At 72.8% G+C, this 22476-nt stretch carries 27 protein-coding genes; 23 read left to right on the top strand and 4 right to left on the bottom strand.

Features of this window, described 5'->3' with window-relative positions; translation table 11 throughout:
- Position 1 precedes the first annotated feature (1 nt).
- Genes hisB through hisF form a run of 6 tightly spaced genes read left to right on the top strand, consistent with a single transcriptional unit; the run spans position 2 to position 3358 of the window.
- Entirely contained in the window at positions 2-595 is a 594-nt protein-coding gene (gene hisB / locus ACZ58X_RS21370) for an imidazoleglycerol-phosphate dehydratase HisB (RefSeq protein ID WP_360245228.1), read from the top strand.
- A complete protein-coding gene (locus ACZ58X_RS21365) occupies positions 592-744 on the top strand; it encodes a hypothetical protein (protein WP_188302392.1) in 153 nt (50 codons plus the stop codon). Before hisB ends, ACZ58X_RS21365 begins: the two co-directional genes overlap by 4 nt.
- 31 nt (positions 745-775) lie before the next feature.
- Positions 776-1411 carry an imidazole glycerol phosphate synthase subunit HisH gene (gene hisH, locus ACZ58X_RS21360; protein ID WP_470335183.1) on the top strand — a complete coding sequence of 212 codons (636 nt, stop codon included), beginning with the start codon at positions 776-778 and terminating at the stop codon, positions 1409-1411.
- Positions 1412-1428: 17 nt separating this feature from the next.
- Positions 1429-2154, top strand: a complete 726-nt coding sequence (gene priA, locus ACZ58X_RS21355) for a bifunctional 1-(5-phosphoribosyl)-5-((5-phosphoribosylamino)methylideneamino)imidazole-4-carboxamide isomerase/phosphoribosylanthranilate isomerase PriA (RefSeq protein ID WP_375893442.1) — start codon at positions 1429-1431, stop codon at positions 2152-2154.
- Positions 2151-2591, top strand: a complete 441-nt coding sequence (locus tag ACZ58X_RS21350; RefSeq protein ID WP_470335182.1) for a RidA family protein — start codon at positions 2151-2153, stop codon at positions 2589-2591. Before priA ends, ACZ58X_RS21350 begins: the two co-directional genes overlap by 4 nt.
- Positions 2588-3358: an imidazole glycerol phosphate synthase subunit HisF gene (gene hisF, locus ACZ58X_RS21345; RefSeq protein WP_360245216.1), complete on the top strand. Its 771-nt coding sequence runs from the start codon at positions 2588-2590 to the stop codon at positions 3356-3358. Before ACZ58X_RS21350 ends, hisF begins: the two co-directional genes overlap by 4 nt.
- Positions 3359-3452: 94 nt before the next feature.
- On the opposite strand, the gene ACZ58X_RS21340 is transcribed toward hisF, so the two are convergent.
- Positions 3453-4232, bottom strand: a complete 780-nt coding sequence (locus tag ACZ58X_RS21340; RefSeq protein ID WP_470335181.1) for a VOC family protein — start codon at positions 4230-4232, stop codon at positions 3453-3455.
- Positions 4233-4424: 192 nt separating this feature from the next.
- The gene (locus ACZ58X_RS21335) at positions 4425-5411 is read right to left on the bottom strand and encodes a LuxR C-terminal-related transcriptional regulator (protein WP_470335180.1); all 987 of its coding nucleotides are present in this window, start codon (positions 5409-5411) and stop codon (positions 4425-4427) included.
- 401 nt (positions 5412-5812) lie between these two features.
- Between ACZ58X_RS21335 and ACZ58X_RS21330 the strand changes: the two genes are divergently transcribed.
- From ACZ58X_RS21330 to aspS, 8 genes are all read left to right on the top strand, one after another.
- A complete protein-coding gene (locus tag ACZ58X_RS21330) occupies positions 5813-5995 on the top strand; it encodes a hypothetical protein (RefSeq protein ID WP_470335179.1) in 183 nt (60 codons plus the stop codon).
- 37 nt (positions 5996-6032) lie between these two features.
- On the top strand, positions 6033-6308 hold the full coding sequence (locus ACZ58X_RS21325; protein ID WP_470335178.1) for a hypothetical protein: 276 nt from the start codon (positions 6033-6035) through the stop codon (positions 6306-6308).
- Between the two features lie 103 nt (positions 6309-6411).
- Positions 6412-7836, top strand: a complete 1425-nt coding sequence (locus tag ACZ58X_RS21320; protein ID WP_470335177.1) for a C40 family peptidase — start codon at positions 6412-6414, stop codon at positions 7834-7836.
- 183 nt (positions 7837-8019) lie between these two features.
- The gene (locus tag ACZ58X_RS21315) at positions 8020-10113 is read left to right on the top strand and encodes a glycoside hydrolase domain-containing protein (RefSeq protein WP_470335176.1); all 2094 of its coding nucleotides are present in this window, start codon (positions 8020-8022) and stop codon (positions 10111-10113) included.
- A gap of 68 nt (positions 10114-10181) precedes the next feature.
- Entirely contained in the window at positions 10182-11321 is a 1140-nt protein-coding gene (locus tag ACZ58X_RS21310; RefSeq protein ID WP_470335175.1) for an FG-GAP-like repeat-containing protein, read from the top strand.
- Positions 11322-11585: 264 nt separating this feature from the next.
- The gene (locus tag ACZ58X_RS21305; protein ID WP_402483306.1) at positions 11586-12065 is read left to right on the top strand and encodes a SigE family RNA polymerase sigma factor; all 480 of its coding nucleotides are present in this window, start codon (positions 11586-11588) and stop codon (positions 12063-12065) included.
- Positions 12066-12172: 107 nt separating this feature from the next.
- Positions 12173-12715 (top strand): PASTA domain-containing protein, encoded by a 543-nt coding sequence (locus ACZ58X_RS21300; protein WP_470335174.1) that lies wholly within the window; start codon positions 12173-12175, stop codon positions 12713-12715.
- Positions 12716-13095: 380 nt separating this feature from the next.
- Entirely contained in the window at positions 13096-14406 is a 1311-nt protein-coding gene (aspS, locus tag ACZ58X_RS21295; protein WP_470335173.1) for an aspartate--tRNA(Asn) ligase, read from the top strand.
- A gap of 66 nt (positions 14407-14472) precedes the next feature.
- On the opposite strand, the gene ACZ58X_RS21290 is transcribed toward aspS, so the two are convergent.
- Complete coding sequence (locus ACZ58X_RS21290; protein ID WP_470335172.1) at positions 14473-15111, bottom strand: TIGR03085 family metal-binding protein; 639 nt, start codon at positions 15109-15111, stop codon at positions 14473-14475.
- Between the two features lie 93 nt (positions 15112-15204).
- Complete coding sequence (locus ACZ58X_RS21285) at positions 15205-15783, bottom strand: hypothetical protein (protein WP_470335171.1); 579 nt, start codon at positions 15781-15783, stop codon at positions 15205-15207.
- Positions 15784-15937: 154 nt separating this feature from the next.
- On the opposite strand from ACZ58X_RS21285, the gene hisI reads away from it, so the two are divergent.
- The 9 genes from hisI (at position 15938) to trpB (ending at position 22475) form a co-directional block, all read left to right on the top strand.
- Positions 15938-16309 (top strand): phosphoribosyl-AMP cyclohydrolase, encoded by a 372-nt coding sequence (gene hisI, locus ACZ58X_RS21280; RefSeq protein ID WP_360245180.1) that lies wholly within the window; start codon positions 15938-15940, stop codon positions 16307-16309.
- Positions 16310-16357: 48 nt separating this feature from the next.
- Positions 16358-17878, top strand: coding sequence for an anthranilate synthase component I (locus ACZ58X_RS21275; RefSeq protein ID WP_470335170.1), 1521 nt, complete (start codon positions 16358-16360; stop codon positions 17876-17878).
- Between the two features lie 19 nt (positions 17879-17897).
- On the top strand, positions 17898-18389 hold the full coding sequence (locus ACZ58X_RS21270) for a Uma2 family endonuclease (protein WP_470335169.1): 492 nt from the start codon (positions 17898-17900) through the stop codon (positions 18387-18389).
- Positions 18386-18991, top strand: a complete 606-nt coding sequence (locus tag ACZ58X_RS21265; RefSeq protein WP_470335168.1) for a TIGR02234 family membrane protein — start codon at positions 18386-18388, stop codon at positions 18989-18991. Before ACZ58X_RS21270 ends, ACZ58X_RS21265 begins: the two co-directional genes overlap by 4 nt.
- A gap of 170 nt (positions 18992-19161) precedes the next feature.
- Positions 19162-19437, top strand: coding sequence for an HGxxPAAW family protein (locus ACZ58X_RS21260; RefSeq protein WP_375893350.1), 276 nt, complete (start codon positions 19162-19164; stop codon positions 19435-19437).
- A gap of 86 nt (positions 19438-19523) precedes the next feature.
- Entirely contained in the window at positions 19524-19964 is a 441-nt protein-coding gene (locus ACZ58X_RS21255) for a DUF2752 domain-containing protein (RefSeq protein WP_470335167.1), read from the top strand.
- Positions 19965-20189: 225 nt separating this feature from the next.
- Positions 20190-20996 (top strand): indole-3-glycerol phosphate synthase TrpC, encoded by an 807-nt coding sequence (gene trpC / locus ACZ58X_RS21250; RefSeq protein WP_470335166.1) that lies wholly within the window; start codon positions 20190-20192, stop codon positions 20994-20996.
- A gap of 10 nt (positions 20997-21006) precedes the next feature.
- Positions 21007-21156 (top strand): tryptophan biosynthesis modulator TrpM, encoded by a 150-nt coding sequence (gene trpM / locus ACZ58X_RS21245; protein WP_167395798.1) that lies wholly within the window; start codon positions 21007-21009, stop codon positions 21154-21156.
- 50 nt (positions 21157-21206) lie between these two features.
- Complete coding sequence (trpB, locus tag ACZ58X_RS21240; RefSeq protein ID WP_360245162.1) at positions 21207-22475, top strand: tryptophan synthase subunit beta; 1269 nt, start codon at positions 21207-21209, stop codon at positions 22473-22475.
- Position 22476 lies beyond the last annotated feature (1 nt).

The raw sequence follows: 22476 nt of genomic DNA, 5'->3' as shown, positions 1-22476 counted from the left end.
CATGTCCCGCATCGGACGCGTCGAGCGCACCACCAAGGAGACCTCCGTCCTGGTCGAGATAGACCTCGACGGAACCGGCAAGACCGACATCTCCACCGGCGTCGGCTTCTACGACCACATGCTCGACCAGCTCGGCCGCCACGGTCTGTTCGACCTCACCGTCAAGACCGACGGCGACCTGCACATCGACACCCACCACACCATCGAGGACACCGCCCTCGCGCTCGGCGCCGCCTTCAAGCAGGCGCTCGGCGACAAGGTCGGCATCTACCGCTTCGGCAACTGCACGGTGCCGCTGGACGAGTCGCTCGCCCAGGTCACCGTCGACCTCTCCGGCCGGCCCTACCTGGTGCACACCGAGCCCGAGGGCATGGCGCCGATGATCGGCAGCTACGACACCACGATGACCCGGCACATCCTGGAGTCCTTCGTGGCCCAGGCGCAGATCGCGCTGCACGTGCACGTCCCGTACGGGCGCAACGCGCACCACATCGTGGAGTGCCAGTTCAAGGCACTGGCCCGGGCGCTGCGCTACGCCGCCGAGCGGGACCAGCGCGCGGCCGGAATCCTTCCCTCGACCAAGGGTGCGCTGTGAACAAGACCGCGACGATCCTCCTCTTCGTCGGCCTCTTCCTGGCGGGCGGGGTGATCTCCTTCTGGAAGCAGAAGCTGCCGAAGGGCGTCATCCTGGTGCTGGCCATCGGGGCCGTGATGTGCCTGGGCTCCGGCCTCATGCGCCTGTAACACCCGTAGCAGAGAGACTGGACACCTGAACATGGGCAAGAACGTCGTCGTCCTCGACTACGGCTCCGGCAACCTCCGCTCCGCGCAGCGCGCCCTGGAGCGGACCGGGGCGAACGTCACGGTCAGCTCCGACTACGACACCGCGATGGCCGCGGACGGCCTGCTCGTCCCCGGCGTGGGTGCCTTCGAGGCCTGCATGCGCGGCCTCAGGTCCGTCCGCGGGGACTGGATCATCGGCCGCCGGCTCGCCGGGGGCCGCCCGGTCATGGGCATCTGCGTGGGCATGCAGATCCTCTTCGAGAAGGGCGTCGAGCACGGGGTGGAGACGCCCGGCTGCGACGAGTGGCCCGGCACCGTCGAGCCGCTGGACGCCCCGGTCGTGCCGCACATGGGCTGGAACACGGTGGACGTGCCCGAGGGCAGCCGGATGTTCGCCGGCCTCGACCCGGAGACCCGCTTCTACTTCGTGCACTCCTACGGCGTACGGCACTGGGAGCTGGAGACCCACAGCGCGCGGATCAACCCGCCGCTGGTCACCTGGGCCACGCACGGGCAGCCGTTCGTCGCCGCGATCGAGAACGGCCCGCTCTGGGCCACCCAGTTCCACCCCGAGAAGTCCGGCGACGCCGGCGCCGCCCTGCTGACCAACTGGGTCAACACCCTCTGAACGTCTGAGAGTTGTTACTGATGAGCCTTGAGCTGCTGCCCGCCGTCGACGTCCGCGACGGCCAGGCCGTCCGCCTGGTCAAGGGCGCCTCCGGCACCGAGACCTCCTTCGGCGAGCCGCTGGCCGCCGCCCTCGCCTGGCAGAACGCCGGCGCCGAGTGGCTCCACCTGGTCGACCTGGACGCCGCCTTCGGCACCGGCACCAACTACGAGCTGCTGCGCGAGGTCACCGGACAGCTGGACATCAAGGTCGAGCTGTCCGGCGGCATCCGCGACGACGAGTCGCTCGCCCGCGCCCTCGCCACCGGCTGCACCCGGGTCAACCTCGGCACCGCTGCCCTGGAGGCCCCCGAGTGGGTCGCCAAGGCCATCGCCGAGCACGGCGACAAGATCGCCGTCGGCCTGGACGTGGTCGGCACCACCCTGCGCGGCCGCGGCTGGACCCGCGACGGCGGCCAGCTCTTCGACGTCCTGGAGCGGCTGAACGCCGAGGGCTGCACCCGCTACGTCGTCACCGACGTCAACCGCGACGGCACCCTCACCGGCCCCAACCTCCAGCTGCTGCGCGACGTCTGCGGCGCCACCGACCGCCCCGTCGTCGCCTCCGGCGGCGTCTCCTCCCTCGACGACCTGCGCGCCATCGCCGGTCTGGTCGACCTGGGTGTCGAGGGCGCCATCGTGGGCAAGGCACTCTACGAGCAGAAGTTCACCCTCGAAGAGGCCCTGGAGGCGGTTTCCGGATGACCGAAGGTCGGATCGTACGCGGCCGGGTGACGGGCTTCTCCCCCTGGGAGGAGGAGTTCGGCTACTCCCGGGCGGTCGCCGCGGGCGACCACGTGCACGTCGCCGGGTCCACCGCCTGGGTGGACGGCCGGATCGAGCACGAGGGCGACCCGTACCGGCAGACCCTCGCCGCGTTCGGCGTCGGGCTCTCGGCCCTGGCCGCGTACGGTCTGACCGCGGACGACGTGGTCCGCACCCGGATGTACATCACCCACGCCCGCGACGCCGAGGAGGTGGGCCGCGCCCACCGCCAACTCTTCGACGCCGCACGCCCGGTGGCCACCATGGTGGTGGTCGACGGGCTGATCGACTCCCGGATGATGGTCGAGGTCGAACTCGACGCGTACCGCACCGGGCTGGCAATGACCCTGGAAGCCCTGGAAGGCAAGCAGCCGTGACCCTCGCCGTACGTGTCATCCCCTGCCTGGACGTGGACGCCGGGCGGGTGGTCAAGGGCGTCAACTTCCAGAACCTGCGCGACGCCGGCGACCCGGTCGAGATGGCCAAGCTGTACGACGCCGAAGGCGCCGACGAGCTGACCTTCCTCGACATCACCGCCTCCTCCGGCGACCGCGAGACCACCTACGACGTGGTCCGCCGCACCGCCGAGCAGGTGTTCATCCCGCTCACCGTCGGCGGCGGCATCCGCGCCGTCGACGACGTGAACCAGCTGCTGCGGGCCGGCGCCGACAAGGTCGGGGTCAACACCGCGGCCATCGCCCGGCCCGAACTGATCCGCGAGATCGCCCAGCGCTTCGGGCGGCAGGTGCTGGTGCTGTCGGTCGACGCCCGGCGCTGCGCCGAGGGCGTGGAGACCGCCTCGGGCTACGAGGTCACCACCCACGGCGGGCGCCGGGGCACCGGCCTGGACGCCGTCGAATGGGCCGGCCGGGCGGCCGAGCTGGGCGCGGGCGAGATCCTGCTCAACTCGATGGACGCCGACGGCACCAAGGACGGCTACGACCTGGAGATGATCCGGGCCGTGCGCAAGGCCGTGTCGGTGCCGGTCATCGCCTCCGGCGGCGCCGGCAAGCTCGCCGACTTCGCCCCGGCCGTCGAGGCGGGCGCGGACGCCGTCCTCGCGGCCAGCGTCTTCCACTTCGGGGACCTGCGGATCGGCGAGGTCAAGAACGCGCTGCGGGAGGCCGGGCACCCGGTGCGGTGACCTTGTTCTGTCGTGCGGGAGGGCCCGTCGCCGGTGTGCGGCGGGCCCTCACGCATGGTCACGACTCGCGCGGTCGTTCATGACCCGCGCGTGTTCACGACTCGCGCGGTTCGCCCTTGATCAGGGCGAACGGGGCGCCGTTCGGGTCCGCCAGCCAGGCGATCCGGCCGACGTTCTCCACGTCCGCGGCCGGCATCAGCACGGTGCCGCCGGCCGCCGTCGCCTTGACGATCAGCGCGTCCACGTCGTTGGCGGCGAAGTACGGCGTCCAGGCGGACGGCTGGTCCGGCTGCATGGTCGGGGCGATGCCGCCGAAGCTCGTCTGCTGCTGGTCGCCCTCGGCGGTGGAGATCACCCGGTAGTTCATCCCCGGGGACGGCTCGAAGTTCTCCACCCGCCAGCCGAACAGGCCGTGGTAGAAGGAGAAGCCGCCGTCCTGGTCCTTGGTGTGCAGCTCGGACCAGACCAGCGTGTTGTCCTCGGACACGGCGTCCAGGCCGACCGTGTTCCCGGCCTGCCAGACCGCGAACTCGGCGCCCTGCGGATCGGTCAGCGCGGCGAACCGGCCCTCCTGCATGACGTCCATCGGCGGGACCCGGACCGTGGCACCGGACTGCTCGGCCGCCTTGACCGTCGCGTCCACGTCGGCGGTGCGGAAGTACGTCGTCCAGGCGGACCGGGCGTCCGCCTCGAGGTTGCCGAGCGCGCCGACGGTCCTTCCGCCCGACTGGAGGAACCCGTAACCGCCCGTGTCGGGGACCTCCTGGAACGTCCAGCCGAACACCTTGCCGTAGAACCCGGCCGTGGCCCGGATGTCCGGGCTGCCCAGGTCGATCCAGCAGGGCGAGCCGATGGGGAAGTCGGTGGTGAGCATGAGGTGGTGCCCCTTCGACGGAGAGTGACCGGGGCGGTTCCGTCGGGCGCGCGGACGCCCCCTCCCCGGCCACCTGCGAGTCTGCACCCGGGTACTGACATCCGCAGCCGGGACGCGGCCGGTCGGCTGGGCTGTCGCTCGGCCGGGCTGCGGGGCGCGGTCGGTCGGCCTGCGGGGCGCGGCCGGGCGCGGCTACAGCCAGCCGCGCTGCGCCGCCTTGAGGCCGGCCTCGAAGCGACTGGCGGCATCGAGCCGCTCCATCAGGGCGGACATCTGGCGGCGCACGGTGCGCAGCGAGATGCCGAGCCGCTTGCCGGCGGCCTCGTCGGTCAGGCCCGTCCCGAGCAGGCGGAGCAGGTCGCGTTCGGACGGGGTGAGGCCGGTGTCGTGGTGGGTGGGCTGGTCGGCGCCGAGCGGTACGGCGGTGGACCAGGCCTGTTCGAACAGGGCGACCAGGGAGGCCACCAGACCGGGCTCGCTGGTGCAGAGCGCCCCGAGCCTGGTCCGCGTCGGGTCGATCGGGACGACGGCGGTGCGCCGGTCGAAGACCAGCAGCCGGGGCGGCAGCAGGGGCGCCGTCCGCACCTGGCCGCCGAGCCCGGTGAGCCACTGGGCGTACGTGTGGGTGGCCTGGTCGTTGCGGACGCTGTCCTGGTAGAGCGTCCGCATGGCGACGCCGCGCTCCAGGGCGTCCTGGTCGAGCGGGCGGGCGGCGTCCATGCTGGCCTGGGACTGCGCCCCGCCCGAGATCGCGGCGAGGAACTCCTCCCGGAGGCCGCGCGCCAGCGTCTCGAGCTTGGCCTGGATCGCGTCCATCCCGACCAGGCGCTCGGTGGCGTCCGAGGCGGTGTTGGGCACCAGGTCCGCGAAGGCGGCGACGGCCCGGGCCACGGCCGCCTTGCTGGCGGCCAGCTCCTGCTGGCGGCGGGCGAGGTCGTCCTCCTGGCGGCGGAGGACGGCCTCCAGGCCGACCTCCGGGCTGACCGGGCGCAGCGCGCCGGACACCTCCTGGGAGGGCCGCAGCAGCGTCAGGTCCGCGAGTTGGTCGAGGGCTTCCCTGACGGCGGTCTCGGAGAGGCCGAGCCGGCGGCAGAGGTCGGTGACCCCGCAGCCGGGCTCGACCAGCAGGGCGGTGTAGACGGCTTCCGCCGTCGGATCCAGTCCCAGTACTTCGAGCACGATTCCCCCTGGTCGCGGCGCGGCGGGCGGCCCGGCAACGTCAAGGCCGCTCGCGTGATTCTCACAGTTCGCACACGTGTGTGCAAGGAGAACTGACGGACCGTCGGCGGGGCCGGTGCGGTGGCGGTGGCGGGCCCGGGCCGCCGGGGCGGCGGTGGAGAGCCGGGGCTGGGGTGGCGCGATGGTGCCAGGCCTGATGGTGCCTCGGGAAAGGCCTTCCGGAGCGCCGGTCGGGCTTGCAGGATAGGGATCACCGAGCCGCAGGGGCGCCGAGCCCCGGGCCGGTGGGAGACGGGAAGCAGCCGTCGCCCGTTCGACGAACCGATCGACCATCAACCAGGGGGTTGTTCTCCATGCGGATCTCCGCTCGCGTTTCCGGTGTTCTCGCGGCTGCGGCAGTGGTGGCCACGCTCGCTCTGCCGGCCGTCACCGCCGCCGCCACCGCACCGGTCACCGTGGCGGGCGTGTCCGCGGCGAGCGACCCCGGCACGGGCGTGCCCACCCCGGGCGTGCCCACCCCGAGCGGGACCGGCAAGCCCGGCCTGGGCGACCCGGGCAGCATCAGCTGGGACGACAAGAAGTGACCACTGCCGTCGGCGCCGGCCTCGCGGACCGAGCCCGATGCACATTGTCCGTCTCACCCTGACGAGTCCCGACCCGCGTCCGCCCACCGGGGCCGACGCCCATGTCCTCAAGGACGTGCTCTGGGCCCACGCCGATCCCTGCGGCGGCCTGGAGCACGTCCAGTCGAGAGCCCGTCAGGACTCCATCGACCTCATCATCTTCACCAGTGGCGGAAGCGGCGACGACGCCCCCGCCCATTCGCTGGCCATCTGCTCCGCCGCCCTCTCGCGGTCCCCGGTCTTCCGGTCCTGGCGCGTCTCCGTCGCCGGCTGACGGCCGTCCACATCCCGCCGGAGTTCCTCCGGCGCTCCCTCTTCCGGTGATCCGGGCGCTCTTCGCCGCACCGGTCCTCCGAATGCCCTTTTCAGGAGTTCTCATGTCCCGCAAGGCCTATCTCCGCACGTCCGCCGTCGCCCTCGGCCTGGCCGGCTCGTTGTCGCTCGGGCTGCTCGTCCAGGGCGGCGCCGCGTTCGCCGCCGAACCCGTCCCCACGACCGCCAGCGCCGTCGCGGGCGGCGAGTACGGCGGCGCCGGCCAGCCGGTCGGGGCCGGCAAGGGCGCAGGAGCCTTCCAGGCGCCCTCCGCTGACGGCTCGTCGGCCGCCGCCTCCGTGCTGGCCCCCGCGGTCACCCGGAGCGAGGCGATCCAGCGCGCCAAGACCTGGGTCGGCATCGGCCTCGACTACAGCTGGACCGGCTCGCACAACGGCTACCGCACCGACTGCTCCGGCTACGCCTCGATGGCCTGGAAGCTCGGCGACTCGCTGACCACCGACACCTTCGGCCCGCAGGGCGTCACCGAGGGGATCAGCAAGGGCGACCTCAAGCCGGGCGACGCGCTGCTCAACGACAGCAGCGGGGCCAGCGGCCACGTGGTGCTGTTCGAGAAGTGGACCGACTCCGACCACTACATGGGCTACGAGTTCACCGGCAGTGGCGTCCACTACCGCGAGATCCCCTACCCGTACTACTCCGGCTACGGCACCTTCGTGCCGGTCCGCAACAAGTCCATCCGCGAGGACGGCCCGTCGGACCCGGGGATGACGAATCTGACGGCCGGTGACTTCAACGGTGACGGCAAGAAGGACCTGGTGGCGGTGGAGGTGTCGACGGGGAAGCTGTGGATGTACCCGGGGACGGGGTCGGGCACGCTGGGCAGCCGGGTGGAGATCGGTTCCGGTGGTTGGAACGGGATGAGCAACCTGGCGGTCGGTGACCTGAACGGTGACGGCAGGGACGACCTGGTCGGGACGGAGAAGTCGACGGGGAAGCTGTGGCTGTACCCGGGGACGGGTCGTGGTGTGGGTGACCGGGTGGAGATCGGTTCCGGTGGTTGGAACGGGATGAACAACACCGCGGTGGGTGACTTCAACGGTGACGGCAAGAAGGACCTGGTGGCGAGTGAGAACTCGACCGGGAAGCTGTGGCTGTACCCGGGGACGGGTCGTGGTCTGGGTGACCGGGTGGAGATCGGTTCCGGTGGTTGGAACGGGATGAACAAGATCGTCAGTCCTGGTGACATGAACAAGGACGGCAAGGACGACCTGGTGGCGACCGAGACGTCCACGGGGAAGCTGTGGCTGTACCCGGGCACCGGCCACGGTGTGGGTGACCGGGTGGAGATCGGTTCCGGTGGCTGGAACGGGATCTCCGACTACGCGGGGGCGGACTTCACGGGTGACGGCATCGGCGACCTGGCGGCGGTGGAGTCCGCGCCCGGCGAGACCGGAAAGCTCTACCTCTACAAGGGCACCGGCAACGGCCTGAGCTCCCGCACCGAGATCGGCACCGGCGGCTGGTAGACCGCGTAGGGGCTCCGCCGACCTCGCCCGGTCGGCCGCCGCAACCGGGGTGGGCCCGCCATCACCGTACGGGCCCACCCCGCCCGCCCACCTTTCCCTCGTTCGCCTTCCCCCCGCTGCGTGCCGCCCTGCCCGGATCCGTCCCCGGGCGGCTCCGCCGTGCCCGTCTGCTTGGAGAGATCCGTGAACCACCACCGTCTGAGGGGTGTCGCCTCGCTCGTCGTGGCGGCCGGCGCCCTCACCGCCGCCCTGCCGCTGAGCCCGGCCGCCCAGGCGGCCGAGCCCGTCGTCGCCGGGCCGGCCGCCGATCCTTCCGCTGCCGGCCAGAACGTCAAGACCGTTACGTACCAAGGGCTTTCGCTCCAGGTGCCGTCGAGCTGGTCGGTGGTCGACCTGGCTCAGGCCCCCGGCACCTGCGTCCGGCTGGACCGCAACACCGTCTACCTCGGCCACCCCGGCGCGGACCAGAACTGCCCGACCCACCTGATCGGGGAGAAGGCGGACGCGCTGGTCGTCGAGACCTTCGCCGGTGCCGCCGAGCGGGCCGACCTCACCACCGTCGCGGTGCCCGCCGGACGCGGCGTCCCGTCCCTGCCGGACAGCGTCGGCCAGGAGGCGCGGGTGGCCTTCGAGGGCGCCGGCGTCTACGTGACGGCGAGCCACGCCACCTCGTCCGCCGCCGCGGTGCAGCGCATCCTCGCGTCCGCGGCGATCGAGGGCGGCGCCACCGCGGCCCCGGTCCCGGTGCCGCAGTCACCGAAGGCCGCACCGGGCGCCCTGGCCGCGCCCGCCGCGTCCGCCGCGGCGTCGGAGGCCTCGTCGGCGACGCCGAGCACCGGCTACACCGGCAAGGCGTTCGACGCCTGCGCCGCCCCTTCGTCCGGCGCGATGTCGGACTGGGCCTCCTCGCCCTACCGGGGCGTGGGCATCTACATCGGCGGTCCGACCCGGGTCTGCGCGCAGAACAACCTCACCGCGTCGTGGGTCGCGCAGCAGAGCGGTGCGGGCTGGCACCTGCTGCCCATCTACGCGGGCACCCAGGCCGCGGGGATCTCCTCCTCGGACGCCGAGGGCCAGGGCCGGGCGGCGGCGGAAGCCGCGGTCAACCTGGCCCAGGGCCTGGGCTTCACCGGCGGCACGGTGCTCTACGTCGACATGGAGGCCTACTCCTCCGGCTACCGCACCAACGTGCTGAACTACCTGTCGGGCTGGACCAGTCGACTTCACGAGCTCAACTTCCGCTCCGGCGTCTACAGTTCCTCGTCGAGCGGGATCAAGGACATGGTCGCCGTGTACAACTCGTCCGGCTTCGACCGCCCCGACGTGGCATGGGCGGCGAACTGGAACAACGCCGCGGACACCGACGACAGTTACATCCCGGCGGGGTACTGGTCCAACCACCAGCGCGTCCACCAGTACGCCGGCGACGTCACGGAGTCGTACGGCGGCACCTCGATCAACATCGACCGGAACTACGTCGACGTCGCCGCCAAGGCCTCGGTGAACGACCCGGGGATGACGAATCTGACGGCCGGTGACTTCAACGGTGACGGCAAGAAGGACCTGGTGGCGGTGGAGGTGTCGACGGGGAAGCTGTGGATGTACCCGGGGACGGGGTCGGGCACGCTGGGCAGCCGGGTGGAGATCGGTTCCGGTGGTTGGAACGGGATGAGCAACCTGGCGGTCGGTGACCTGAACGGTGACGGCAGGGACGACCTGGTCGGGACGGAGAAGTCGACGGGGAAGCTGTGGCTGTACCCGGGCAATGGCCACGGTGTGGGTGACCGGGTGGAGATCGGTTCCGGTGGTTGGAACGGGATGAACAACACCGCGGTGGGTGACTTCAACGGTGACGGCAAGAAGGACCTGGTGGCGAGTGAGAACTCGACCGGGAAGCTGTGGCTGTACCCGGGGACGGGTCGTGGTCTGGGTGACCGGGTGGAGATCGGGTCCGGTGGTTGGAACGGGATGAACAAGATCGTCAGTCCTGGTGACATGAACAAGGACGGCAAGGACGACCTGGTGGCGACCGAGACGTCCACGGGGAAGCTGTGGCTGTACCCGGGCACCGGCCACGGTGTGGGTGACCGGGTGGAGATCGGTTCCGGTGGTTGGAACGGCATCTCCGACTACGCGGGGGCGGACTTCACCGGTGACGGCATCGGCGACCTGGCGGCGGTGGAGTCCGCGCCCGGCGAGACCGGAAAGCTCTACCTCTACAAGGGCACCGGCAACGGCCTGAGCTCCCGCACCGAGATCGGCACCGGCGGCTGGTGAGCCGCCGAACGCAACGAAGCAGTACTGAACGAACGTCAGCCAACACCGATTCCAGGGGGAGAACACCCATGTCCGTACACATCCGCATGCGCAGGAGCCTGGCCGTCCTCGCGCTGAGCCTCGCGCCCCTCGGCCTCGCCGGCACGGCCGGTGCCGCGTCGGTCAGCACCTGGGACAAGGTGGCCGCCTGCGAGAGCAGCGGCAACTGGTCCATCAACACCGGCAACGGCTACTTCGGCGGGCTCCAGATATCCGAGGACAACTGGCGGCACTACGGCGGCACCCAGTACGCGGCCTATCCGCACCAGGCGACCAAGAAGGAACAGATCCTGATCGCCGAGAAGATCCTCGCCGACCAGGGGGCCGGCGCATGGACCTGCAGCCCCGGCACCGGACTCTCGACCGACCATGCGGACCCGTACCCGGCAGGCCCGTCGGACCCGGGGATGACGAATCTGACGGCCGGTGACTTCAACGGTGACGGCAAGAAGGACCTGGTGGCGGTGGAGGTGTCGACGGGGAAGTTGTGGATGTACCCGGGGACGGGGTCGGGCACGCTGGGCAGCCGGGTGGAGATCGGTTCCGGTGGTTGGAACGGGATGAGCAACCTGGCGGTCGGTGACCTGAACGGTGACGGCGGGGACGACATCGTCGCGACCGAGAAGTCGACCGGCAAGCTCTGGCTGTACCCGGGCAACGGCCACGGCATCGAAGGCCGGATCGAGCTCGGCAGCGGCGGCTGGAACGGCATGAACAACACCGCGGTGGGCGACTTCAACGGCGACGGCGTCGCCGATGTCGTGGCGAGTGAGAACTCGACCGGCAAGCTGTGGCTGTACCCCGGCCGTGGCGGGTCCCTGGGTGACCGGGTGGAGATCGGTTCCGGTGGTTGGAACGGGATGAACAAGATCGTCAGTCCTGGTGACATGAACAAGGACGGCAAGGACGACCTGGTGGCGACCGAGACGTCGACGGGGAAGCTGTGGCTGTACCCGGGCACCGGCCACGGTGTGGGTGACCGGGTGGAGATCGGTTCCGGTGGTTGGAACGGCATCTCCGACTACGCGGGGGCGGACTTCACCGGTGACGGCATCGGTGACCTGGCGGCGGTGGAGTCCGCGCCGGGCGAGACCGGAAAGCTCTACCTCTACAAGGGCACCGGCAAGGGTCTGAGCTCCCGCACCGAGATCGGCACCGGCGGCTGGTAGGCCGAAGGTCGGACGGCGGGCCCGTCGGTCGGGGATCTCCCCGGCCGGCGGGCCCGCCGTCGTCGTCGACCGCCGGCGGTGGGGTGGCCGGGCACCGGCGGGTGTGAGCCGCGCCACTTCCACGGTGGCCGTGCAGCAGGGCGCGGCCGGCGGCCGTCATGGGGGTGGAAGTGACGGCGGGAGAGAGTGAGGCCGCGGGTGAGGCTGCGCAGGACCGGTCCCGGGATCGACTTCGTCGAGTTCGTGGAGCAGCGTTCGGGCGCGCTGTTCCGCACGGCGTACGTGCTCACCGGGGACGCCCACACCGCTGAGGACCTCGTGCAGGAGACGCTGGAGCGGGCCTGCCGCCACTGGCGGCGGGTGGCGCGCGCGGAGGTGCCCGAGGCGTACGTCCGTCGGATCCTGGTGAACCTGGCCAACGACCGCTGGCGGCGGCTGCACCGCTCGGGCGAGCGCCCCGCGCCGGAACCCGGAGTCGAGCACCCCGATCCCCGCGACGCCTACCGGTCGGTGGAGCTGCGCGCGGAGCTCGTCGCGGCGCTGCACACGCTGCCGATGGGGATGCGCACCGTGGTCGTCCTGTACTACCTCCACGACCTCGGGGACCAGGAGATCGCGCAGACCCTCGACATCTCTCCCGGCGCCGTGCGCTCACAACTCGCCCGCGGGCTCGCGAAATTGCGGGCCGCGCTGCCTCGGCAGGACGTCCCGTCCGCGTCGTCGACCTCGCGTGAAGGTGCGTGATGATCCGTTTCCCGCCCCACGACCCCGACCCCGCATCCGACCCCGCATCCGACCCCGCATCCGGTTCCGCTTTCGGTTCCGCTTTCGATCAGGAGTTGCTCGCCGCCATGACTGCCTTCGCCGACGACGCCCCCGCCCCCGTGATCGACGCCGTGGGGATCCGGCGCGCGGTGCGCCGGCGCACCGCGCTCACCGGAGCCGCGGCGGTGGCGGCGGTTGCCGCCATCGCGGCGGGCGCGGCCCTGCTCGTGCCCGGATCGACGGGTGGCGGGGACCGCCCGTCGGGGACCGGGCCGGCCCCGGCCGTCCAGTCGGCGCCCGCTTCCGGGTCCGCGTCCGTCTCGGCGTCGGCCTCGGCCCCGGTGTCGGCGCCCGTCGGCGGGCCGACGGCGACCGAGGGCGCCCCTTCCCCCGCCGCCCCGCCCGCGCCCGGCACCGCGACGGTGCCCGTGCCCCCGCTCGCCGGCCTGTCCCGGGACGCCGCCACCCGGCTGCTGGACGCGGCCGGGCTGCGCTACGAGGTCCACGAGCTCACCGACTGGAAGGCGCCCGCCGGGTCCGTCATCAACTCCGAGCCGCAGGCCGGGCTCACCGTGGCGGCGAACGGGACGGTCCAGCTGTTCATCTCCAAGGGCCGCCCCAAGGGCTGACCGGCCGACCCGGCTGTGGGGGCTCACCAGCACCACCGGTGAGCCCCCGCGACCGCGCGGGTTTCTCGGTTGCCACCGCTGCCACCCGCTTCGTATCCTGCTGCGCAACGCGTCGACGGAGACGAGTAGCAAGGGAACACGCGAGCAGAGAGAACCGCCGGAAGCTGGGAAGGCGGTCTCGCGTCCCGAGGCGAAGACCCTCCTGAGCGCGGGGAGGAACGACCCCGTATCCGGTGGTCCAATGCCCCGCCGGCCGGCCCCCGTCACCGGGCCTGAACGAGGCCGCTGCTCCGGTGGCGGCGAAAGTGCGGTGGTACCGCGAGTCACCCTTCTCGCCCGCACTCCCAAGGGATCATGACGATGTCCTTCGGAGGACCTCAATGATCCACAGCCGCGTCCGTGTCTCCGAGTTGCGGGAACACGTCGGCCGTACCGTCTCCGTCTGCGGCTGGGTGCACACCCTGCGCCTGCAGCGCGCGATGCAGTTCGTCGTCGTGCGGGACGGCACCGGCCTGGTGCAGGTGACCCACCGGCGGGACGGCGGGCCGCTGGAGGCCCGGCTCGAAGCCCTCACCCCCGAGTCCGCCGTGCGGATCACCGGCCGCGTCGTCGAGGCGGCCCAGGTCAAACTCGGCGGCCTGGAGCTCGTCCCCGAGACGGTCGAGGTGCTCAACCCGGCCGCCACTCCACTGCCGATCGACGACCGCACCGGCCCGGAGCAGCGGCTCGACTGGCGCTTCCTGGACGTGCGCCGCCGTCCCGCCGCGCAGCTGCTGTTCGCCGTCCAGACCACCCTGGAACAGGGCCTGCGCGGGTACGCCCACGCGCAGGGCGCCACCGAGATGCACACCCCCAAGCTGATGGGCACCGCCTCGGAGTCCGGCGCGGAGGTCTTCGAGGTCGGCTACTTCGGCCGCAGCGCCTACCTGGCGCAGTCGCCGCAGTTCTTCAAGCAGATGGCGATCGCGGCCGGCATCGACACGGTCTTCGAGATCGGGCCGGTCTTCCGCGCCGAACCCTCGTTCACCTCCCGGCACGCCACCGAATTCACCGGCGTGGACGTGGAGTTGGCCTGGATCGACGGGGTCGAGGAGGTGATGGCCTTCGAGGAGCGGATGCTCGCCCACGCCATCGCCGAGGTCGCCGACGCGCACGGGGAGGCGATCGCCGAGCACTTCGGCGTCGAGGTCACCGTGCCCACGACGCCCTTCCCCCGCATCACCATGGCCGAGGCGCAGGAGATCCTCCGCGAGGGCGGCTGGGACCCGGAGGGCGTCAAGGACGACCTCGACCCGGAGGGCGAACGGGCCATCGCGGCCCACCTCAAGGAGGCCACCGGGCACGAGTTCGCCTTCATCACCCACTACCCGGTCGGCATCCGGCCCTTCTACCACAAGCGCCCCGCCGACGACCCGGCTGTCACCCTGAGCTTCGACCTGCTCTGGAAGGGCCTGGAGATCACCACCGGCGCCCAGCGCGAGCACCGGTACGACGTGCTGCTGGAGCAGGCCGCCGAGAAGGGCATGAGCGCGGAGCCGATGCGGGACTACCTGAACGCGTTCCGGTACGGCTGCCCGCCGCACGGAGGCTTCGGCATGGGCCTCGGCCGGGTCCTGATGGTCCTGCTCGGCCTGCCCTCGATCCGCGAGGCCACCTTCCTCTTCCGCGGCCCGAACCGACTCACGCCGTAGGACGGTCGGGGAGAGTCTGCGCAGGACGTCGGCCTGGCCGACGTCCTGCGCAGAGCCCGGACGCTGTTACGGCAGCGGCAGGACGTGGCGGAGGGCTTCGACGGCGTCCTGGGGGCCGTCGACGGTGAGGGTGGTGCGGGCGCCGCGGCCGTAGGTGAAGAGGACGAGGTCGCCGGGGTCGCCGGTGAGGTGGACGGTGGGGCCGCCGGCAGGGCCGACGGTGAGGGACTCGCCGTCGGGGCGGGTGAGAGCGAGGCGGACGGGGGAGCGGCGGCCGGCCTCGAAGCGGGCGATCATGGGGAGGCGGCGCCAGAGGGCCTCGGCGCGACCCGGCGGGACGGGCTGGGCGGTCCAGTCCTCGCCGGCCCGGGCGACGTCCTCGGCGTGGACGAAGTACTCGACGGTGTTGGCCGCTTCGTCGGCGCCGGGGAGGGCGAACAGGGAGTAGACGGGCGGGCCGGCGCGGAAGAGCCGGACCAGTTCCTCGTAGGGGCGTGCCGCGTAGTCGTCCTGAATGCGCTTCGTCCGGCCGGCCAGGGCGGCGACCTGGATGCCGGCCGCGGCGTCGGGGCGGCGCTCGCGGATCACCAGGTGGGCGGCGAGGTCCCGGGTGGTCCACCCGGCGCAGAGGGTCGGCGCGTCCGGCCCTGCGGCGGTGAGGAGTTCGGCGAGGCGGTGGCGTTCGGCGAGGGCGTGGTTCGGCATGGTGGCAAGCCTAGGGCCCGTCTTCAAGCCCCCGCCTGCGGGCCGACGCCGGGGGTTTGAAGACGGGCCCTACGGCCCGTTCGAGGACGGGCCCTACGGGTGGAGCTGGCCGGTGAGTTTGGGGCTGCCCTGTTTGTTGCCGGCGGTGAGGGTGCAGGTGTAGTCGCGCCAGCCGTCCTTGTAGTTGGCGAGGGCGGGGCCGAACTGGCGGGGGTAGTAGGTGCGGCCGGGGGGTTGGTGGGATTCGGCGGTGGTTTCGGCGGTCTTGCAGCCGTCGCGCATGGCGAGGGCGAGGGGGATCTCGCCGGTGAGGCCGTCGGGGAGCTTGGGGGTGGCGATGACCTCGCCGTCGTGGTCGCCGGTGCAGGGGCGTTGCTCGGCTTTGGTGATGACGGGGCTGAGCTGGGGGTGGTCGAAGCAGGTGCCGACCGGGAAGTAGGCGTACGGGGGTTGGGGCTTGCTGGGAGTGGGGGTCGGCGTCGGCGTGGGGGTGGGGGTCGGGGTGGCCGAGGGCGGGGGCGGGGCGGCGGCGGGCTTCGGGGCGTCCTCGGGCCAGAGCAGCACGGTGGCCACCACCGCGAGCAGCACGGCCAGGACGGCGACGACGGTGATCACCAGGCTCCGGGGCGGACGGGTGGCGGCGGCTTCGGGCGGCTGCTGCTCGGAGGTCATGGCCCCGAGGATGGACCACCGGGGCCGCCCCCGGCAGGCGGTTGGCGGAACTGCCCCCGAACGGGACGCCCGCGAACGGTTCGCCGCCCGGACGGAGCGGTCCACCGCCCGGACGGAACGGTCCACCGCCCGGGCGGGCTGACACAATGGCCCCATGTCCACCACACCCGCCGCCCCCGGCTCCACCGCTCTCGACCCCGCGATCGCCGCCCGCCTCAAGCGCACCGAGGACGGCCTGGTCCCGGCCGTCGCGCAGCAGTACGACACCGGCGAGGTGCTGATGCTGGGCTGGATGGACGACGAGGCGCTGCACCGCACGCTCACCACCGGCCGCTGCACGTACTGGAGCCGCAGCCGCAACGAGTACTGGGTGAAGGGCGACACCTCCGGTCACGTGCAGGCGGTCAAGTCGGTGGCACTGGACTGCGACGGCGACACCCTGCTGGTGAAGGTCGACCAGACCGGCGCGGCCTGCCACACCGGCGACCGGACCTGCTTCGACGCCGACGTCCTCCCGCTCGCCTGACCCACCCCGATCACAGCCGACTCCAGAACCCAGAAGGTGCCGCCCCGCATGGACCTCGAAGCCTTCCGCAAGCTCGCCGTCGACACCCGGGTCATCCCCGTCACCCGCAGGCTCCTCGCGGACGGCCTCACCCCGATCGGCCTGTACCGCAGCCTCGCCGAGGAGCGGCCGGGCACCTTCCTGCTGGAGTCCGCCGAGCAGGGCAGCTGGTCGCGCTACTCCTTCGTGGGCGTGCGCAGCGCCGCCGCGCTGACCGCCGACGCGGACGGGGGCGCCCGCTGGCTGGGCACCCCGCCGGTGGGCATCCCGACCGGCGGCGACCCGCTGGAGGTGCTGCGGGCCGCCCTGGAGGCGCTGCACACCCCGCGGCGCGCCGACGACGGCCTGCCGCCGCTGACCGGCGGCCTGGTCGGCTACCTCGGGTACGACATCGTCCGGCGGCTGGAGAAGCTGCCGGACCTGAACCCGGACGACCTCGGGCTCCCCGAGCTGACCATGCTGCTGGCCACCGACCTCGCGGTGCTCGACCACTCCGACGGCACGGTGCTGCTGATCGCCAACGCCGTCAACCACAACGACCTGGCGAGCGGCGTGGACGAGGCGTACGCGGACGCGGTGGCGCGCCTGGACGCGATGGAGGCCGGCCTGTTGAAGCCGGTCGACCCGGGCCTGGCGACCTTCACCCCGGCCGGTCCGGGGGAGGTGCACTCGCCGTTCGGCGGGGCGCCGTACCGGGCCGCGGTGGAGGAGATCAAGGAGCGGATCCGGGCCGGCGAGGCCTTCCAGGTGGTGCCCTCGCAGCGCTTCGAGGCGCCTTGCCCGGCCTCCGCGCTGGACGTCTACCGGGTGCTGCGCACCACCAACCCGAGCCCGTACATGTACCTGTTCCGCTTCCCCGGCCCGGACGGCGGCGCCGAGGGCGGCTTCGACGTGGTCGGCTCCAGCCCCGAGGCGTTGGTCAAGGTCACCGAGGGGGAGGCGATGCTGCACCCGATCGCCGGCACCCGGCACCGCGGCGCGACCCCGCACGAGGACGCGGCGCTGGCCGCCGAGCTGCTGGCCGACCCCAAGGAGCGGGCCGAGCACCTGATGCTGGTCGACCTGGGCCGCAACGACCTGGGACGGGTCTGCGAGCCGGGCAGCGTCGAGGTGGTCGACTTCATGCAGATCGAGCGCTACAGCCACGTGATGCACATCGTCTCGACGGTGACCGGCACGGTCGCCCCCGGGCGCAGCGCCTTCGACGTGCTGACGGCCTGCTTCCCGGCGGGCACCCTGTCCGGCGCGCCCAAGCCGCGGGCGATGCGGATCATCGAGGAGCTGGAGCCCACCCGCCGCGGCCTGTACGGCGGCTGCGTCGGCTACCTGGACTTCGCCGGGGACTCGGACACCGCGATCGCGATCCGCACCGCGGTGCTGCGCGACGGCACCGCGTACGTGCAGGCGGGCGCGGGCGTGGTCGCCGACTCGGACCCGCACGGCGAGGACACCGAGTGCCGCAACAAGGCGGCCGCCGTGCTGCGGGCCGTCGCCACCGCCAATACGCTGCGGAGGCCGGACCTGTCCTGAGGCGTGAGGAGGCGGCCGGATGCCCGAGGTGCCGTACGACGAGCTGCGCTGGGAGGTCGTGTTCGGCGCGGCCGTCCAGATCCGGGGTGAACTCGGCGGCCGGGGACGGGTGTTGTCCCGCGTCCTGATCGACTTCCCGGCCGCGCACGGCCCGCTCGCCCCGGACCTGGCGGTGCTCGCCGCGGACGCCGTCCACAACGCCCGGGGCCGGTACGCGGCCGCCGCGGCCGAGGCGGTGCTGGAGGTGGCCCACCCGGGCCGCGACCACGCCTGGGCGCGGGCCTGCGCGGAGAGCGGCGTACCGCTGTACGTGGTGGTCGACCCGGCGGCCGCCACCTGCACCGTGCACACCGCGCCGTCCTCCGGCGGGGTGTACCGGGAGGCCGAGCGGGTGCCCTTCGGCAACGACCTGTTCCTGCCGCTGGGCGGGCGCACCGTGGTGCTGCGGACGGACGAGTTCCCCACCCCGGGTACGGCGCGGGGCGTGGCCCGGGGGATAGTGGACGGGTGACCGCTGCAGACCAGACCCCCGCCCCCGCCGCTCCCGCCCCGTCCGGGGCGGGCCGCCGCACGCTCGGCGTGATGCTGCTGCTGACCGTGCTGAGCGCCGTGCTGGTGCTGACCGCGGCCGGGCGGACCTGGGCCGAGGGCCGGGCCGGCACCCTGGACGTGTCCGTCACCGGCGGCAGGATCTCCGAACTGCCCGGCGGGCTGGCCCTGGTGGGCCTGGCCGCGGCCGTCGCGGTGTTCGCCGTGCGCGGCGCGGGCCGGCTCGCGGTCGGCGCGCTGACCCTGCTGGCCGGGCTGGGCGCGGCCGCCGCCTCGGTGGCCGGGGCCTCGGACACCGCCGCGCTGGACAGCGCCGCCTCCGGCAAGCTGGCGCTGGCCGGCTCCACCGCCACCGAGGTGTCGCACACCGGCTGGCCCTGGGTCGCGCTGGCCGGCGGACTGCTGCTCGCCCTGGCCGGGCTGATCACCCTGCGCTACGGCCGCGGCTGGCCGGCCATGGGCAGCCGCTACGAGGCGCCGACCCGCAAGGCCCCGGCCACGGCCGACACCCCCGGTGACCTGTGGAAGGCCCTGGACCGCGGCGAGGACCCGACCGCCGTGTAGCGCCCGCCGCTGTGTAGCGCCCGCCGCCGCGCGGCGCCCGCCCCGGTGTGACGCGGTAGACGGGCCACCCGCTTTGGGGAGCCGGTGTGTGGCCCGGCACAATGGGAACCGTCAACCCGCCGGCGGCCCCGCAGGCCCGGCCGGGCCCCGAGAGCCTAGGAGCACCATCGATGTCAGCAGCAGCACACGGCCACAACCCCGCCGCCTGGACCGGCGTCGTCATCTCCTTCGTCGGCTTCGGCATCGCGGGCGTCGCGATGATCCTGCCGTCGCCGCTGCTCGTCTGGGCCGGTCTGGCGGTCGTCCTGGTGGGCGGCATCGTCGGCAAGGCCATGTCGATGGCCGGCATGGGCAAGCAGGCCAGCACCAACGTCTACAAGTCGGTCGCGGAGCAGCACGCCGCCCGCCGCGCGGCCGTCGAGGCCCGCGAGGCCGTCGCCGCCTGACCAGCGGGTATTCGCACAACCGAACGGCGGGCGCGCCGCGCCCGCCGTTTCGTTCTGTCCGGGCCCGACGCGGGCACAATCGGGGCGTGAACGCCGCCCCCACCGCCTCCGCCCCGCCGCCCGTGCTGCGCCGGATGGGCCCGCCACTGGCCGCGCTGGCGGCGGTCGCCGTCCCCGCCGGGTACGTCGCGGCGGTGGACCCGAACGCCCCCGGGCACTACCCCGACTGCCCCTTCCTGACCGCCACCGGCTGGTGGTGCCCCGGCTGCGGGGGCCTGCGCTGCGTCCACGCGCTGGCCCACGGGGACCTCACCGGCGCGCTGCACGACAACGCCGTGGCCGTCCTGCTGTTCGCGGTGCTGGCGCTGCTCTGGCTGCGCTGGGCCTGGGCGGCGCTGACCGGCGGGCCGCCGGTGCGGGTCTCGGTGGGCGCTCGGCGCTGGGCGCTGATCGCCCTGCTGGTGCTGGTGTTCGCGGTGGTGCGGAACCTGCCGGTGGGGGCCGGGCTGGCGCCGCCGGTGGTCTGAGCCGGGCCCGGCGGGCCGGCGCCGACCCGAGGCCGCCCCGGCCGCGGCCGGTGGAGAGCCGGTGAAGCCGCAGTTGAGAGCCGTACCGGGAGCGTCCCGTTCCGCGAGACGCGGGCCGGGCGGATGCGCTGAGCGCACCCGGGTGCCGATACCATCGAAGGGCCGACGGGCCCCCGCCCGTCCGGCTCGCGCTGGCGAACCAGCAGAAATGATGGGGGCTCCTGAGTGAGTGTGCTCGACTCGATCATCGAAGGGGTCCGCGAGGACCTCGCCGAGCGGCAGGCCCGGGTCTCCCTGGACGAGCTCAAGGCACTCGCGGCCAAGGCTCCGGAGGCCAAGGACGGCGTCGCCGCCCTCAAGGGCGACGGGATCCGGGTGATCTGCGAGGTCAAGCGCTCCAGCCCGTCCAAGGGCGCGCTGGCCTCGATCGCCGACCCGGCGGCCCTGGCCCGCGACTACGCGGCCGGCGGTGCCGCCGCGATCAGCGTGCTGACCGAGCAGCGCCGCTTCGGCGGGTCGCTCGCCGACCTGGACACCGTCCGGGCCGCGGTGGACACCCCGCTGCTGCGCAAGGACTTCATCGTCACCGCCTACCAGCTCTGGGAGGCCCGCGCCCACGGCGCCGACCTCGCGCTGCTGATCGTCGCCGCCCTCGACCAGCCGGCCCTGGTGTCGCTGATCGAGCGCGCCGAGTCGATCGGCCTCACGCCGCTGGTCGAGGTGCACGACGAGGAGGAGATCAAGCGCGCGGTGGACGCCGGGGCGCGGATCATCGGCGTCAACGCCCGCAACCTGAAGACCCTCGAAGTGGACCGCAACACCTTCGAGAACGTCGCCCACGCCATTCCGGACGGCATCGTCAAGATCGCCGAGTCCGGTGTGCGCGGCCCGCTGGACGTGATCGGCTACGCCAACCTGGGCGCCGACGCGGTGCTGGTCGGCGAGTCCCTGGTGACCGGCAAGGACCCGCGGGCCGCGGTCGCCGACCTGGTCGCGGCCGGCGCCCACCCCGCCGTCCGGCACAAGGACTGACACCGCCCCGATGAAGATCGCCACCCGACTCGCCCCCGGCTGCCGCCCGCGCGGCTGCCGCGCGCCCGCACGCCGGGTGCTGGGGCGTCGGGTGCGGTACGTGATCGGGTGCGAGCCGGGTCAGGTGCCCGGACGGCGATGGCGCGTGACGCACGGCTGAACCAGCCGATCAGACGTCACCGTCATCCATCTCCGTCAAGGGAAACCACAATGTCCGAGAAGGACTACCTGCCCGGCGCCCAGGTGCCGGACGCCCGCGGCTACTTCGGCGCGTACGGCGGCCGCTTCATCCCCGAGGCGCTGGTCGCCGCGGTCGAGCAGGTCGCCGAGGAGTACGAGAAGGCCAAGACCGACCCGGCCTTCACCGCCGAGCTGGACGGGCTGCTCAAGGACTACACCGGGCGCCCGAGCCCGCTGACCGACGTGCACCGCTTCTCCGCCGAGGCGGGCGGCGCCCGGATCCTGCTCAAGCGCGAGGACCTCAACCACACCGGCTCGCACAAGATCAACAACGTGCTGGGCCAGGCCCTGCTCACCAAGCGGATGGGCAAGACCCGGATCATCGCCGAGACCGGGGCCGGCCAGCACGGGGTGGCCACCGCCACCGCCTGCGCCCTGTTCGGCTTCGACTGCACCATCTACATGGGCGAGGTCGACACCGAGCGCCAGGCGCTCAACGTCGCCCGGATGCGGATGCTCGGGGCCGAGGTCGTCGCCGTCAAGTCCGGCTCGCGGACGCTCAAGGACGCCATCAACGAGGCCTTCCGCGACTGGGTCGCCAACGTCGACTCCACCCACTACCTGTTCGGGACGGTCGCCGGGCCGCACCCCTTCCCGATGATGGTCCGCGACTTCCACCGGGTCATTGGGGTCGAGGCGCGGCAGCAGGTGCTCGACCGGACCGGGCGGCTGCCCGACGCGGTCGTGGCCTGCGTCGGCGGCGGCTCCAACGCGATGGGCATCTTCCACGAGTTCATCCCGGACGCCGGCGTGCGGCTGATCGGCTGCGAGGCGGCCGGCGAGGGCGCCGACACCCCCCGGCACGCGGCCACCCTGACCAAGGGCGACCCCGGCGTGCTGCACGGCTCCCGGACGTACGTCCTCCAGGACGAGGACGGGCAGACCATCGAGTCGCACTCCATCTCGGCCGGGCTGGACTACCCCGGCGTCGGGCCGGAGCACGCCTGGCTCAAGGACACCGGGCGGGCCGAGTACCGGCCGGTCACGGACGACGCGGCGATGCAGGCACTGCGGCTGCTCTCCCGCACCGAGGGGATCATCCCGGCCATCGAGAGCGCCCACGCGCTCGCCGGCGCGCTGGAGCTGGGCCGCGAGCTCGGACCGGAGGCGACCATCCTGGTCTCGCTCTCCGGGCGCGGCGACAAGGACATGCACACCGCGGCCCAGTACTTCGGGCTCTACGACTCGCCGGCCGGCTCCGGCGACGCGGCCGGCGGCGCGGCCGAGGGGGGTAAGTGAT

The organism is Kitasatospora sp. NPDC040550 (assembly GCF_055594965.1).
The sequence above is the reverse complement of the archived record's forward strand: the minus strand, read 5'-3'. Positions and strand labels throughout refer to the sequence as shown.